Below are 15,532 nucleotides of genomic sequence, written 5' to 3' on the forward strand. Positions count from 1 at the left end.
GAGATTGTCGCCGCCCGTGCCAGGGGCGACTTTCTCTCTTGACGCAGGGCTAGATCGGCCGCCGCCCATCTCCATCTCCGTGGATGGCTGTCATGCCAATCCCGATGTTAAATTACATTTAACCAGCCTACCCCCCTTATCCCCCCCCTTTCTCTCCGCTTCCACTCCGCTTTTGTGCCTATTTTCACAATTAAATATAATTTAACCCTCCCTCTTCAACGCCTTTGCAATACCGGAACAGCAACTTCCGCCTGGGGACCTAACATCCCCAGTATGCCACGGGCAAAAAGTAGCATCTAAGCCTTTCCTGGCCATAATAATAGCTTCTAGGGCGATATATCTTCCGTATTCACATTTTGTGACACTTTTTTTGCTATTTCCGTAGCCATTGCCCAAGCAGGACGCGAAGAAGCAGAAAACCTGGGAAACATTGACAATAAACCCGAAGCGATTGCCAAATTGGTACGGCGTTTAAGGGGACCGATAGAAAATCTACCGGCAACTAAAAGCCATGGAGCCAATTTCCCATCATTAATACCGCAACGGTCAGGAGAACGAGTAAAGACCGACCGACGGGATGCTAGGAAACTAGCCCGCTTACTACGCAGCGGTGAATTAACGCCAGTATGGGTAGCAGATGAAAAAGAAGAAGCCTTGCGCCACCTGACCCGCGCCTATGAAGACGCTCAGGAAGATATTCTACGCAAGAAGAACCAGAACGGCAAACTGCTATTATGTTTAGATAGTGTCACGCCATTGTATGATTTTTTTCGAAATGAGCTCCACAATTTGGTTCAAGACCTTGCCTTTGTTATGCTCTTTTCAACATCTATAAAAGTTAATACTCTATTTGAATACGTTTCTTTGGTAAAAAACCACCTGGACAAAAATAACTCTATCCCAAGCTCCCTTATAAGAAACCATACCTGGACATTTTTCGGCATTTATGCAATTAATACATAGATTCCCCTTTACTCTAGCCTCTTTTGGTTTAACACTATCCTTTTTTGATAGTTTCTTGGGTTTATATTGAAACTGATGTTCGCCACGCTCAATTTGATTTTTCATGTTGCTCGAATTTTTATTTTCCCATTTTCTTTTAACTGCATCATCTTTTCTTAGAATCTGCAAGGCTAATTCTTTTCGCCCTACCAACGCAAGTGAAGCAGCAGCATATTGGCGTATTTCATCATTTTTAGGCTGGAGACGATATGCCCTCAATAAGTAACCACACGCCGACTCAAAACTATCAGATTTTATACTTACTAATCCCAAAAGCACTAATGCCTGTAACAATAATGCAAGATTATCGTCAGTAGTGGCAACTATTGATCTCAAAATTTTGGTAGCTTCTAACCAATTATAGCTTTTTATCATGCAAACTGACATTTGTAACAAAACATAAGGATTTCCAATAATATAGTTTCTTAGCCAAACAGCATTTTTGTTAGCTTGTTCCCAGTTTCCATTTTGAGCCATAGTAAGCATTTGATGGTAAATATGTTTAATATTAAAGGTTGTATATTTATCATTTCTTATTATCTTATAAGGCCTAAATCTTATTGTAACAAATTTGGAACTAGATAAATTTTGAGCTGTTGTTTTAAGGAGTTCTATTGCATGTTCAATAGTAGTCATATTAATCAACTCCTTTACACTCCTATCTCACTAAGGATTCCCAAGCAAAAGCCGCTGGATTATTACTCATATCGTCACTCTCACTTTTTCTTGAATATTAGAAGTAAGGCATTGAGTAATTCTACTGCTAAATGTGATATATAACATCATTGATATTAAATTTATCAATTTTATCTTCAAGCCCTCTAAATCCCGCTTCTTTTACCAGCTCTTTGGTGAGTTCTTTAGAGAGAGTTTCTGGTGTTAAATCTACTAGCGTTATACATTTACTTTTATTTATGATTATAGCCTCGCCACGATATTCATGTTCCTGGTAGTTATAAAATTCACCAAAAGGTTTTGATGTTAATATAAAAGAACTTGGTGAATTTGACACACAGAAAAATAAATTAGCCTTTTCCAGCAAAAAATTCATTTTGTAATACGAAAGGATCTCTTCTTGGCAAAATAGATCTAGCATCGCATAGGTTATTCCTAAAATTGTTCCTGCCTGGGTTTGAGTTTGTTCTTTTTTTGAATATCCAACAGTGGCAACGATAAAACCTTTTGAAGAAAAAATCAGCCTAAACCACTTTCGTTCTTTATTCCATTCCCCTGACGTATAAGGGGTTATACGAATAGTTGTTGAAGTAGTTTTCACATTAATATCCGGTAAATCCACACCAGGAGGCCAGAACCGCTTAAATAATGGGTGAAATGCCGTTCTCCAAACAAAATAGCCACCCGGTAGTAACCTATGAGTACGAACACAATCAATTATCCTTTGATATTCACTATCATTCCATGTGACAAATTCCCCATATCGCCGTTTTTTAAATACTAAAGCAATGTTACAATACCAAAAAGGATCTGCATTACAACTGGTCCACATTAGTGCTTCTTTAATCCTAGGTTCAATGGTACTATCTATACGTTGTTCAGCTATTTTTAACATTTCTTCCCAGGAAGGTAGGACTAACTCTGTTCCTTTGCGAATAAAATGGACCAATAAGTTTATTTTTTTCATTGAATAATAATGGTCTTTCGATCTTGTCGGGATCTATGCGAATTAAAAGGACGCTTTTTTCACTCTCCAACCCTGAGATATGGAGTATCTCAGGAATCCATTTAGGCGTAGTTAAATTGAAACATCTAGCTTCTATACTTTGTTTTAAGCTATTGGCTTCTTTTAACGGTATCCCTTCAATGCCACCCGCATAGTCTCTCCGGCCGCCAGTATCTTTTTCTTCTACAACACCAATGAAAATCAAACCTCCATCGGTGTTTGCCATCGCCACTATTCTTTGGACAAGTTTTTCTACATCAAATTTATCATGCCATCTTTTATACTCTACCCGGTCATTTTCTGATGAACCCAAACAAAACTGTTTCACGTCTTCAATAGTAATTTCTTGTTCTGGATAATAAAGCAGTTTAACAAAAAGCCGCTCATTCATTTTAATCACCTAACTCGGATTGACATTACTCATCTTCTTCAAATCCATAGTCCTTAAATTTCAACGTACGGCAGTTTTCCGTAACTGTCCTAATTACATTCTCCGGTAACCCTTCCGGCATTTCAGCTTGTATCTCCAGGGTTACTGTTACCCTGGCCCCCATAATAGTGGTAAGGTGCTGCACTACTTCTTCGGCAATCCTACCTGCATCACGGCCTATACGAGTACTGTCAAGCTGGACTGTAGCATAAAACCTGGCCTGTTTCTTTTTTTCCGGCTCATTTGGGGGCGGTGTTACAGGGACCTCCTTTCCTCCCGGCCACATAACCGGTCCCAAAGTGGAGGCTCCGTATGTTGGCCTGGATCCATCTCTTATACTTTCTTCCTGCGGTACTTTTATAGTAGAACTGGCTAACTGCCTGGCCGCTACTTCCGGTTTCACCAGGAAATCGTTTAATTCGGGGTTGATTTTTCCATCCCCCAGGCTAAGGCCCAGGTATTTGCCTTCATCGGTTACACCTTTAGCATAGGCAAAATATTCCTGGGACCCCAACCCTTCCTTTATCGCCGCCAAAAGAACGCTTTCATCGCGGAGCCTGGGCAAATAGCAATAACTGCACAGGCAGTCCCAGAGTTTTTTAATGGCAATATAGTCTAGTTCCCGCCACAGCCAGCGGTCCAGTTCCATGCGCAGCAGAGCCGGTGACCACTTGAGGATAAGCTGTTCGGTAGTACGCATCCGTTTAGCAGCCTTCACAATATGACTTTCCGTACCACCGCTAATCCTTGTTGCCTCCCACTCGATGGGATTGGTTCCATCTTGCGTTGGCACCAGCAACCAGCAGTAGGCCTCTTTCACCCGCAGGTCGACAGTTTCGTCGCTTCGTTTTAAACTCTCGCTGGCCTGGCGGCGCTGGTAAGCATCCAGGTTCAGAGCTTCAGTATCATCAACCACAGACTTCCAGGCCAGATACCGGCGCGTTTCCTGTTCCAGGCTTTGAAGATAGTCCCTGTCGGGAGCAACGAAGGCCAGCATATTACGGTAAAGCCGCGGGGAGCTGCCACGGTTGTACAAAATCTCTTCAGCAGTCGCTATGGCTTTGCTGTCCACTTGCCCTGCTTTATGACTATAAGCTGGTCCCAGCACCACCAGGCGGGCACCCTGATCGTCGGGTACATCTAGGGACGAACTGACGCAGCTATGTACTCCCTGAAAATCAGCTCGTTCTTTAAATCCTTTTAAACGGCGCTCAATTTCCAGTTCCAGTTCATCGTGTGATATTTGCTGGGCACGATCTTCTACAGTTCGCCTTAAGTTTGGCGGCAAGTCATACCAGTAGCGTTGATTGCTGGTGTATAAATGAATAAGTTTGTCTTCCATCCGGCCCAGGGCGTCATTAAAGACGGCAATCTGCTCACCTGGCTGGACTACACCCAGACGAATACGGATATCTTCAATACCCCGCACCCTTTGCTCTCTTACAGAAGGAGCGCTTCCCAGGAATATGGTGCGGGCAACCCTGCGGGCAGCCATGTAACGGCCAAACCTTGGGTTCTGGGCATCTATTTCATAGGGAATTGAACGGGGACCATCTATATCCTCTTCAATGACCGAGTTCCAGCCTTCCGGCAGGTAACGGGTAAGTTCTTCCCGGACGGTGACGGTATCAATAGGGATTGAACCTGGCATAATCAATAAACTGGCATCCTGGCGGATCCACAGGTCATGGATAGCTGCTGCCATTAGGCGCAGCACGCCGCGGGTCTTCTGGAAACGCTCCAGGGTAGCCCAATCATTGTACAGGCGATCAAAAACCTCGGGGTGGATGGGGTAACAGGACTTAAGGCGCTCAAAGTAGGCCAACTCCTTGCACTCGGAAGGGAAATCGGTACCGCTTTCCCGGTACATTTCGCTGAAGGCCCGGCAGACTTCATTCATGGCCGCTTTATCCTGCACGGGCAGGAATAACCTGCGCCTCACAATCTCGAAACCTTCTTCGGCTCCCACAGGTTTCCAGATAGATTCCATTCTCCCAAAGGTATGCTCGATGACCTCTAAAGCAATCTTGCCGGCCTCACCGCCAATTTCAATATCGGATTCCGGTATGGAGGCCACTACCAGGCTGTTCTTACTCCTGCGGGCTGCCTCTGTAAGTTCCTGGACAAAGGTCAGGACGGCCTCAAAGCTCCCGGAAACAAGGCCGCTAACTCCGTAAATCTTCCTGGCGTAGGCCACCAGTTCGTCGATTAATACCAGGCATGGACCGCAGGCATCGAATAGCTCGGCCAGGGTTTCCGAACCCGGGGGTACCGAAGCCTTATCAGCATCGCGAATAAGGTCGTACAGTTTGGGGTTACCTGCATGTTCCGCCAGTTGAGCCGCCATTTCTCCCCACAGGGTGCGGATGGTGATCCCCGGGAAATTAACCGGGCGACGCACTTTAGAAGGATTTAAGGATGTCCCGACCAGCACTGCGACATTAGTTTTGGGACATTCCGAAACGCCAGCTTCTATAAGTACCTTTTCTACGTTAGGAATTTTGCTAAATGGCACCTGCCCCCGGAGTAAATGGTAAAGGGCCAGCATACTGTGGGTTTTACCACCGCCAAAAGCTGTCTTGAGCTGGATTACCGGCTCGCCCCCAAGACCGCTAACACGACGAATGGCCTGGACCAGAAGGCCCTTCATGCCTTCCGTAATATATGTGCGGCCAAAGAATTCCACCGGGTCTTGATACTCAATCTGGGCCGTTCCCCTTACTACCTGGGATAAATCGGCGGCAAATTCCGCCTGGCGGTAGCGCCCCTGGGCCACATCCGGGTGCGGTTCTATCACCAACCGCCAGGGTAATAGCCCCTGCCGCGGGGAGTTAACCAGTACACCAGTTTTTTGAGAAAGCCCGTTATTAGTTCCACCGGTCCTTATACTCGTAGAAGCCCCGTTGGTTCCATAACGTATCTGGCGTACCATTTCCCGGATGGCTTCTGTATTTTCCGCATCAATCTGCTCCAGGAGGCGGGCCATAGTATCCAGCGCCCGCCAGGCGTCCTCATCGGAAACCTCTCCCCCGCCTTTATGCGCCCACTTATTGCGGGTAGTTATCAGCTCTTTAATCCAGTTGCGGTGTTCCCGGCTGAGCTGGTATTTAAAAATGTCGTCCCAGTGGACATCTAACAGGATCAAGGACCGGGCTGCATCAAGGGAGTCAACGAGTTCCCCCCACTCCCCTTCAGCAGGCAGATCTCTCCGCTGATGATCCAGGAGTTTGCCTAATACTCCCTCCTGCCACCAGTACATGCCGTATTTCCGTTGAATATGCTGGCAAACGTAGGGCGCTAACACCTCGGTTAACAACTGAAAGCCCCTGGTTATGAGTTGATAGTTATCCGCCATCCTGCAAATTCCCCCTTTACCAGAACCTTGCCGAAAGCTATCACCTAAAGAGATTTAACTGCTCCGCGGGTGACGCGGCGAATTCAGCGACTTTATTCTGGATGTCCGGCCAGGAAACAACCAGGGTATTATAGGCCAGAGCCTCTTCAGTCCAGCCATTCCGTTCAGAAATAGTATACAGGCGGTAAGCCAGGGATTTGGCAGCCTCGCTGCGTTCGCTTCCCATCTGGTGGGCTAATCTGGCTGCTGCTATTTCTCCGGCGGTATTCAGCAGCCTTACTAGGTACTGGGCACAGAGCCAGACGCACTCTCCCTTTTCCGAACTCCACTCAGGGGCAATCTCTTCCCGCTTTAGCAAGCGTACTTTTCCTTTCACGGCCTCCAGCATCCCTTTTTCCTGAAGCCTTTCCACTACCGTATTTTTAGCGCGGGCCAGGATGTCGGCGGTGCCATAGTCGGCCTCCTTCAGGCCAAACTGTTCAAACCAAGCAATGCAGAAACGGGTATCCGGGTCAAGCTCGCCTTCCTGGGCGGCAAAATAGGCGTCCAGCTCCTGGTTGATAATCTGCAGGGCCGTCCGTACGGGCATCGGTTCGCCGTTGGCCTCCAGCACTTTTTCATAGCGGGAAAAGATGGCCATTCCCGGGCCAATGGCGGCCTGGGCCAGGTCAACCGGCGCTATGTTACCCTGCTGGAGTTTTTTCAGGGCCGCCGGCAACTCATTACGAAGCAACCTGGTAAATTCTCTCCGGGTAATAATCCCGGCCTCTGGGGAACGGGGGCGGCAGACGAGGACGATAGATGAAGCCAGGGCATTGGTACCGTTAGCCACAGGCCGGTTACTCATTTCGCTCCGCATGGGCCAGGTACCGAAGATGGTAAAACCAGCCCCAATTAGACCATTGAGCATCGTTTCCCAGCCGGTAGAAGCAACCACTTCATCATCATTTTCATCTTCTTCCCCTTCGCTCTGTTTAAAGGCGTAGTAGACGGTAAGGGGATAGTCGGGATTAGCTTTCTCCCGGATGCGGTTAAAGGCTTTTCCCAAACCTGCTTCAAAGAATTCTTTAGCTTTTTCTCTGTTACCGTCAAAACGGTATGGGGTGGCTACCAGCTCCTGGGCTTTAGGAACCATTAAGGTGCTAAATATTTCCGGATAGATACTTCCAATAGACCTTCTCAACCATATATAGAAAAAATCCGAGAGGTCAGCATAGCTGATATTGTTATAGTAGGGTGGGTCAGTAGAAATAAGGGCTTGCGCAACACCGTTTACGCAGGAAGTGGCGTCGCGTTGGATGGCTTTACCTATATTATAAGTTGGAGCACGCTCTACTACTTTAGTAATCCATTCTGAGGCACCCAAGAAGTTTCCTGTTGAGTTGCTGAAGGGATTGGCTTCCGCGAAATCCCAGGTCATAGGTATAGCCTGGCGGGCAAATGTGTTCCTTATGGTTTCCCTGCCAGAATGCCAACTGCAAATAGATGACCAATAGTCAGCAGACCTATCTACAGTTAACGCAAGATATGTAGCTACCGCTTCAGTATATGCCCTGGCGCCGGTGCCTCCTTCATCCAGGGTTTTGTTGTCAGCAGCATAACCTGCCGCTATGGCATGTTGATAAACAAGCTCTTTTACTTCATCTAACAAATCGCTAAAGGTAATGAGGGCGGTAAGTTGGCGGGGTGTAAAAAGGTCAGAAAAGGTTTTCATGCCATAGTTAGGTGTTTTAAAATCCCGGGGATTATTTGGTAAATCCGCCTCAGGATACCATGAAGGTCTTGCTTGTAGTGCAATAGCTATATGTTTTTCGCTGGCAGATAAATATATTCTGCCATGCTGCCCTTCCGCTACTATAGCCATCATCTGTTCTCCAATACGACCATTTTTACCTTCATCCCGGATGTACTCAAAAGGTACAGCCGTCCCACAGCAGATGCACTTCGCCCCCCGGCGGTTAACGGTACCTGCTGGGGGCTTACCTTTACCCAGATGTACTTTATAATTTAACTCTTTTTTTGCCGGGTCGACTATTGGCTCTATCCATGCCTCCTTACCTTTTTTGGTGGAAAGCCAGAATTTACTTGTGAGAGGCATTTGGCATCCACAAGCAGGATTGGGGCACTTTACGGTACGTGCCCATAACCAGGCGATTACTGTTGCCTCGCCCACACCATATTCGGCAGGTAAAGTAACTTTAGGATATAAATGGCCTATACGCCGTTCGGCTTCATCGCGCATCCACCTGCCGTAGTAATAGATATCTCTGGCCAGGCCGGTGGCGCCGGGCCATTCAGCCCCCACGTTTAGCCTGTTCGTTTCGGGGTTAACCGGAGGCCTGCCGGCAAATCTGGGTGGTATTTCAATTAAAGCCTTGCTAATCAAAACCGCAACAGGGTTGAGATCGCTGGCATGGGCTTCCAAGCCCAAGCGTTGGGCTTCCAGGGGAATAGACCCCCCACCGCAAAAGGGATCCAACACCGGCGGCGGGTTACCCCCGGTAGACTTTAAAATCTCCTGCCGCGCCGTATTAAGCACCTTTTCGTTGTTGGAGTTCTCCCATTTCACCAGGTCTTCGATAATGCGAAACAGGCGCCGGCGCTCTTTAGCTTGATCTTCCTCAGTAGGAAATTCCTCAGGACGGCTTGAGGGATCGTCCACCAGGGAAGCAAAAAGTACCGCCCGGCAGGTGGCTAAAGGTTTCCGCGACCGCCAAAAATGTAACGTCGAAGGGTGGCCGTGGCGAATAGACTTTTCCCTGGCGGACTCTTTATTAATGGCCTCCAGGGGCAGGGCTACTTCGATCAGCTTTTTCCGGTAAGCCATCGGCATAAAACCTCCTGCACGCTTTGGTTCCTATCTTAACCGGCATTTCTGTTGCCGTATAGTACTTCTCCTGCAGCCATCAAGTCAGTAATGTTATAGTTGATGCTAGTTACGGCAAACTCCGGTTCACGCCTGAATGGGCAGCGTATATACACAGGCCTGACATTGTCGCCCTCTACCTCCACGATGGCCAGGATGTAATCTTCCGGCTTATTTAGGGCCGTGAGGATTTCGTTTTTCGTTACCGTGACCGTGGTAGCCCCTTTTAGCCGCCCTTTAACCTCTATAAACCGCAGCTTCCCGGTCCCGGGCACCCTTGATTCGATATCATAGCCGCATTTCTCAGCACTAACATCGCGGGGCTCAAAACCTAACTGCCGTTCCAGGGACATAACCGCCTGCATGGCCATATGTTCTATCCTTTTTGTCTCCCGGGCGAAAAGACTGCCTTCTCCGCTTGCTTCACCTTTAAGGCGGTTAATCAAACCCTGGGGAACCACCAGGGCTCCGCCGATGACTACCGGCGGCAGGGGGGAGAGATGGCGTTCCTGCTCCAGCTCCTCCAGGCGTCTTTTCAGGCGGGCCGCCAGGTCGTCGGCCCTTTGCCTGGCCTTTTCCGAGTTAATCCGGGCGTTAATCTTACCAGCCTGTTCTTGGGCCTTTAACTCTTCCGCCCGATGGTCCCAATAGTTAATTTCTTTGGTAAGGCGGTCCTTAACGGCAGCCATAGTTTTCAGGACTATCTCTTCTTTACGGTTCTTTACCTCAGTAAAATGTTTGGGCACCAGTTTGGTAATGGCATAAGACAGCGCCCGCGCCTCTATATCCCCCTGCAGCCAGCTTTCTGCCAACAAGGGGGTTACCAGTTCTGTTTCTGCCTCTGTAGCCGGGCGATAGTCCAGATAGGGAGCGTATCCGGCATTAAAGGCTCTTCCCTCTTTATCAATCTCAACAAATTGTAATTGCCTTGATACTATCCTGCGGTTACCAGTAGGGTCTGTCCTCGCGTCCTGGATGGCATGTTCAATATAGAATAAAGCGCGGATATCCTCACCGTTATCGTCAGGGTTGATTAAGACAGCCCCACGTTTAAGCAAATCCCGGTTGCGTTCCAGAATCAGGTCGATTGTGGCCTCCAGCAATGGATGGCCGGGGCAAAGGAAGGCGGCCACGGGCTTGCCCGGCAAGTTAATCAGATCCTTTTCAAAACATACCCTTTCATAACGGGGAAGAACAGGCTCACCGTTCCCTATCTGGCGGTCCCGGTTACGGATAACAGCAGGCACATGGGTGATTTCATATCTTTTGGGCTCCCGTTCGCGGAGGCTGCCGCCCAATAATTTAAAGGCCTCTATAAAGAAGGACGCAATGAAGTGCGGTTGCAGGCGCCTGGCCTCCGCCCGTTCCATTTCTTCTTTTATTTCTCTAACTTTGGTGACATCCATGGTATCCCTGGCTAGGGCTCGCTCTTCGAGAAGTTGTTGCAGGGCCTCATGGTTCAAGGCATTTTCAACGACCTGGTTTAGCCTGGCCCGCACTTCTGGTTGCTCCCCATAGCGGATAGCCTCGATTAGCAAATCTTTCAGTGACTTGTTGGCAAAGGTAACCTTACCCAGTACATCAAAAACCCGCCCGCCTAAAGCCTTGCGCTCTTCCTCAAGTTTCTGGAACATGCGATGGAAGACCTCGCCCTCCCGGGTCTCACCGGCCACCAGATTCCACAGGTGGCAGACCTCAGTTTGCCCGATACGATGAATGCGGCCGAACCGCTGTTCCACACGGTTGGGGTTCCAGGGGAGGTCGTAATTTACCATCAGGTGGGCACGTTGCAGGTTGATGCCTTCGCCGGCGGCATCGGTAGCTATCAGGATCAAGACATCTTTATCCTGGGTAAAGGCTTCCTGGACCTTTTTACGTTCTTCCCGACCCATACCGCCATGGATGGTTACCACTGCTTCCTGCTTTCCCAGCAGTGTTCTAATGCGTTCGGCAAGATAATTTAAGGTATCCCGGTGTTCGGTGAATATCACCAGTTTTAAACGATAACCCTGGGCGTCAAACATCCTGGCATTGTCCTGAAGCAGTTGGGATAATTCTTCCCACTTGCGGTCCGTGCCGCTAACCCTTACCTTGTAAGCTATCTTTTCCAGTCGCTTTAATTCCTCTATTTCTGACCGTAATTCCTGGATGGTACGGGCAGCAGTGGCCTGGTCGACGACCAGGTTTTCAGCCTCTGTTAATTCTGTTTCAGGGGCATCCTCCAGGTCGTTAATATCTTCTTCGGTAAGAACAGGCATATCTTTTTCTTTTAATGTGATGGTGGCGCCCCTTTTGAGCAACTCCTCTTCCTTCAGGCGTTTCTCTAAACGTTCACGCCGCCGCTTTAATGACTGGTAAATCGCTTCTGGCGACGAGGCCAGGCGCCGCTGCAGAATGGTCAGGGCAAAGCCGACGGTACCCTTGCGTCCTTCATTCTCCAGGGCATCGGCGCGGTTAAATTCTTCCCGGACGTAATCGGTAACTTCTTTATAGAGATAAGCCTCCATATCCGAAAGGGTATAATTTACTGTATAAGCTATCCGTTCCGGGAACAGGGGCCTGCCATCAAACTTAAGTAACTCTTCTTTAACCATACGACGCATAAGGTCGGATGTGTCCACCGCATGGACCCCATCCCGGAACCTGCCTTCAAACCGGTCCCCATCAAGGAGAGCCATAAATAGCTGGAAATCCTCTTCTTTACCATTATGGGGCGTAGCCGTAAGCAGGAGGAAGTGGCGTGTAATCCGCGATAATAACTGCCCTAACCGGTATCGTTTGGTATATTTAACTTCACCACCAAAAAAGCTGGCGGACATCTTATGGGCTTCATCAACAACTATCAGGTCCCAGTCGCTTTGCTGGAGTTTGAGCTGCAGGTATTCATCACGGGCCAGCTTATCCAATCGAGCGATGCAGAGGGGTAATTCCTTGAAAACATTCCCTGTCCGGGCAGCCTCAATCCGGTCGTTGGTCAGGATCTCAAAGGGCAAAGAGAACTTGCGCTCAAGCTCGTCCTGCCACTGTTCTACCAGGTTGCCAGGGCAGACGATCAGACAGCGGCATAAGTCGCCGCGGATGAGAAGTTCCTTTATAAATAAGCCGGTCATAATGGTTTTACCGGCACCCGGGTCATCGGCCAGTAAAAACCTTAAAGGTTGACGCTTCAGCATCTCCCCGTAAACTGCTGTAATCTGGTGGGGTAAAGGCTCAACAAGGGAAGTATGTACTGCCAGGTAAGGGTCAAATAGATAGGCCAGACGGATCCGCTTTGCTTCGGAAACCAGCCGGAACAGCCTGCCTTCGGCATCAAAGCTCCAGGGTTGACCCCTGGTGACAATCTCTAAAACGGGTTCGTTGTAACGAAAGAGGAGTTGACTGCCTAAATGGCCGGAACTGTCTTTATAGGTAAGCTCAACAACCGTATTTCCGTGCCATTTAATATCGACTACTGTCACCAGGCAGTCCGGCAGTATCCCTTTAACACTTGCTCCGCGCGTAAGGTCTTCTAGGCGAGCCATGTAATTGAACCTCTTTTCCCTGGCTTCTTTGTAAACGCGGGTATATTAAAATTTCCTCCTTTGAGGAAATAACTATATAAATAACCAATTCGTCATAATTTATCTGTATCCTGCATCTATCTCGGCAAATAAAAAAGCTCGCATTGCAAATGCGATCGACTGTTGCTTTCGGGATTGTCCAGCTACTTGTAGATTTCGGGGTAAGATCTAAAAAACTTATATTCCCTCACTAGCGTTGCATAAAGAAAATATTAATTTATCAAGGGCAATAGCGCCCTAAAAACGGCCAAATTTCTAAAATAACCTGGCCTTGCAAGAAAAACCTCCTTATACTAGAGATTAAGAGTAGTCCTTTCCCCAAACTTTAATAAAAGGAGGCCAAAATGCAAGGCAAGGATACCACATTATCCACATTTCACCAATTGTTTTCTCCGGTTTCAAACCACTATTTCTGGGAAATAACCAAAGGCCTGGAGGTGGATAAATACGCTAAAAAGCCAATAAGCCTTCCAACTAGTTGAATTGATAGCCTTTGCCCAGCTGGAACAACTTGACGGCCTACGGGATATCAGCCATATCTTTCATGACCCGCAGTTTAGCCGGACCATCAACCTGGAGAGCATCAGTTTTTCCCAGATATCCCGCCGTTTAAAGGATTTATCTCCGGAATTTAACCGGCTGTTATTCAATTATCTCACCACCCAGGTAGGCAAAGAAATCGGCTTTGTAAACTTAAGGAACGCAATAGGCCGTATTTACCTCATTGAGTCCGCTACCATTAGCCTCTGCCTGACTCAGTATCGCTGGGCCGAGTTCCGCAAGACTAAAGGCGAGGTAAAACTCAATCTGCGCTTAAGGTTCTATGAAGAAGAAGTTTTGCCCGATAAAGCAGTCATCACCCCGGCCCAGCCGGCAGATTTTCTCTGTGGTAAGTTTAACGCAGTTAAGCTGGACATTTTAAACAACAGCAAACTTTACGCCGGTCATCACGGTATTAATTTGCTGTGACGTTATAGAAATTGATCCTGTGCTACTTCTGGTTTAGCTCGATCTTGTTCTGACGGGCAAACCTCCCATTTCTCTCCAAATATTGCGACGAAAGGCCTATCACCCGAAACTTTTAATCTTTTAATTTTGACTTAGATCGGAATACCTATCTTGCAATTTACCGTCGTTCACTGGGCGGACTATGCGTAAGCGTAAAATAGCCCCCACGTATCACCTGAGGTGGGGGCAAAAACAAGCTTAATTATTCGCTAGGCAAACAGGAGGCAAAGTTTCCGACCACGGCAGAAGCTGATCCAGGGCATCTTTGTCCTGGAGGTCCAGGTTGGGAAGTTTTTCAAAGAGGTGAATGAGATAGTGGAAGGGATTTAACCCGTTTTCTTTGGCTGTTTCTATGATGCTGTAGGTAATGGCGCTGGCTTTAGCACCCCGCGGGGTGTTGGCAAACAACCAGTTCTTACGGCCGATGACGAAGGGCTTGATGGAGCGCTCGCTGCGGTTGTTGTCGAGTTCCAAACGCCCGTCTTGCAAGAAGGCTACGAGTTTATCCCACTGGCCCAGGCAATAGTAAATCGCCTGGCCAAAGGAACTTTTGGGCAGTACCCGGGCTTTTTGGTTTTTGAGCCACGCCAAAAAGGCGTCCAGCACGGGCCGGCTGTGCACCTGGCGGATTTGATATCGTTCCTCTGGTGTTGCCTCTTTCAACTCGCGCTCTATGGCAAAGAGCCGGTTGCAGTACTCCAGCCCCTCCCGGGCGGCTACGGGTGCATTGCGTTTATCTTCCTTCCAGGTTCCTGAAGCACTTGTAAGGTGGTTTCGTCGGCATGGAGGATATCTCTTGTAAGCAGGTATTCATGGAGGCGGTCGTAAATAAGGGCTAACCAGGTGTTGGCTCCATGGAGCACCCAGTTGGCCATTGTCTGCCGGGACAGTTCAATCCCCAAACCTTTAAACTGCTGCTCCTGGCGGTAGAGGGGTAACCCTGCCCCGTATTTCTGGGTCATTATGTAGGCCATGAGGGAGGGTGATACCGGGCTGCCGGGAAGTACGGGGGCCGGAATAGGTGCCGTGACAACGGGAGTGGTTATCTCTTCCCGCTCGCAGCGGCGGCAGGAATAGACGTAGCGCACATGTTTAACCACTTTCACCTGGGCCGGGATGACCTTAAGTTCCTGCCGCACCTCGGTGCTCATCTCATCCAAAGGGCCGCCGCAGCACGGGCAGACCCGTTCTTCTTCCGGCAGGCGGTGCTCTACTACTTCTACCGGCAGATCTTCCAGGTTCATCTCCCGGCGGCCGCGCCCTTTGCGGCGCTGGTAGGTGATGGTTTCCCAATCCGGCTCAGGTGCCTCCGGCCGGGCTTCCGCTTCCGCTTCGTTAAAAAGTAAAAGCTGCTCTTTCAAAGGCTCAGTCCGTTCGCTGGAAAAGCCGAATTGCCGCCTTTTATTTAAACGGAACTGCTCCATAAACCAGTTTAGCTTGGCGGTCAGTTCGGCATTTTGTTGTTCCAGCTGCATACATTGCTCTTCCAGCTGCAGGCAGCGGCTTTGCAGCTCTTCTATGGTCATGGCGGCGATAGATTGCGAAGTGTTCATGCTTTAATAATTCGACGAATCGCGTCGAATTCCTCTAGAATCAACCATAAACAGCAAATATTTCTTTCTGGTGCTTT

8 protein-coding genes and 1 pseudogene are annotated in these 15,532 nt (G+C 48.5%); 2 read left to right on the plus strand and 7 right to left on the minus strand.

All coding sequences use genetic code 11. The annotated features are described in order from the left end of the window. The first annotated feature begins 459 nt into the window (after positions 1-459). Complete coding sequence (locus MGLY_RS18900; RefSeq protein ID WP_170291134.1) at positions 460-963, plus strand: IS110 family transposase; 504 nt, start codon at positions 460-462, stop codon at positions 961-963. Here MGLY_RS18900 and MGLY_RS15890 read toward each other — a convergent pair. The 6 genes from MGLY_RS15890 to MGLY_RS15915 all read right to left on the minus strand — a co-directional run bounded on the left by MGLY_RS15890 (position 847) and on the right by MGLY_RS15915 (position 12,855). Continuing rightward, entirely contained in the window at positions 847-1,638 is a 792-nt protein-coding gene (locus tag MGLY_RS15890; protein WP_156275496.1) for a tetratricopeptide repeat protein, read from the minus strand. The two genes, MGLY_RS18900 and MGLY_RS15890, sit on opposite strands and share 117 nt — an antisense overlap. A gap of 127 nt (positions 1,639-1,765) precedes the next feature. Next, entirely contained in the window at positions 1,766-2,572 is an 807-nt protein-coding gene (locus tag MGLY_RS15895) for a hypothetical protein (protein WP_156275498.1), read from the minus strand. Next, a complete protein-coding gene (locus tag MGLY_RS15900; protein WP_156275500.1) occupies positions 2,556-3,074 on the minus strand; it encodes an AlbA family DNA-binding domain-containing protein in 519 nt (172 codons plus the stop codon). Before MGLY_RS15900 ends, MGLY_RS15895 begins: the two co-directional genes overlap by 17 nt. Positions 3,075-3,099: 25 nt before the next feature. Beyond that, positions 3,100-6,468 carry a DUF499 family protein gene (locus MGLY_RS15905; protein WP_156275504.1) on the minus strand — a complete coding sequence of 1,123 codons (3,369 nt, stop codon included), beginning with the start codon at positions 6,466-6,468 and terminating at the stop codon, positions 3,100-3,102. Positions 6,469-6,508: 40 nt separating this feature from the next. Further along, positions 6,509-9,295, minus strand: coding sequence for a DUF1156 domain-containing protein (locus MGLY_RS15910; RefSeq protein WP_156275506.1), 2,787 nt, complete (start codon positions 9,293-9,295; stop codon positions 6,509-6,511). A 35-nt stretch (positions 9,296-9,330) separates the two neighbouring features. After that, entirely contained in the window at positions 9,331-12,855 is a 3,525-nt protein-coding gene (locus tag MGLY_RS15915) for a helicase-related protein (RefSeq protein WP_156275508.1), read from the minus strand. Between the two features lie 522 nt (positions 12,856-13,377). Between MGLY_RS15915 and MGLY_RS15920 the strand changes: the two genes are divergently transcribed. Beyond that, on the plus strand, positions 13,378-13,863 hold the full coding sequence (locus tag MGLY_RS15920; RefSeq protein ID WP_156275510.1) for a hypothetical protein: 486 nt from the start codon (positions 13,378-13,380) through the stop codon (positions 13,861-13,863). Positions 13,864-14,100: 237 nt separating this feature from the next. Here MGLY_RS15920 and MGLY_RS15925 read toward each other — a convergent pair. Beyond that, positions 14,101-15,428 (minus strand): annotated as a pseudogene (locus MGLY_RS15925) (IS66 family transposase). Positions 15,429-15,532 lie beyond the last annotated feature (104 nt).

This window comes from Moorella glycerini, from assembly GCF_009735625.1.
Classification (GTDB): Bacteria; Bacillota; DSM-521; order Neomoorellales; family Neomoorellaceae; genus Neomoorella; species Neomoorella glycerini.

Bases quoted from the DNA above. Each gene is read 5' to 3' on its own strand.
- MGLY_RS15890 (WP_156275496.1), bottom strand. From the start codon at position 1,638: ATGACTACTATTGAACATGCAATAGAACTCCTTAAAACAACAGCTCAA.
- MGLY_RS15895 (WP_156275498.1), bottom strand. From the start codon at position 2,572: ATGTTAAAAATAGCTGAACAACGTATAGATAGTACCATTGAACCTAGG.
- MGLY_RS15900 (WP_156275500.1), bottom strand. From the start codon at position 3,074: ATGAATGAGCGGCTTTTTGTTAAACTGCTTTATTATCCAGAACAAGAA.
- MGLY_RS15905 (WP_156275504.1), bottom strand. From the start codon at position 6,468: ATGGCGGATAACTATCAACTCATAACCAGGGGCTTTCAGTTGTTAACC.
- MGLY_RS15910 (WP_156275506.1), bottom strand. From the start codon at position 9,295: ATGGCTTACCGGAAAAAGCTGATCGAAGTAGCCCTGCCCCTGGAGGCC.
- MGLY_RS15915 (WP_156275508.1), bottom strand. From the start codon at position 12,855: ATGGCTCGCCTAGAAGACCTTACGCGCGGAGCAAGTGTTAAAGGGATA.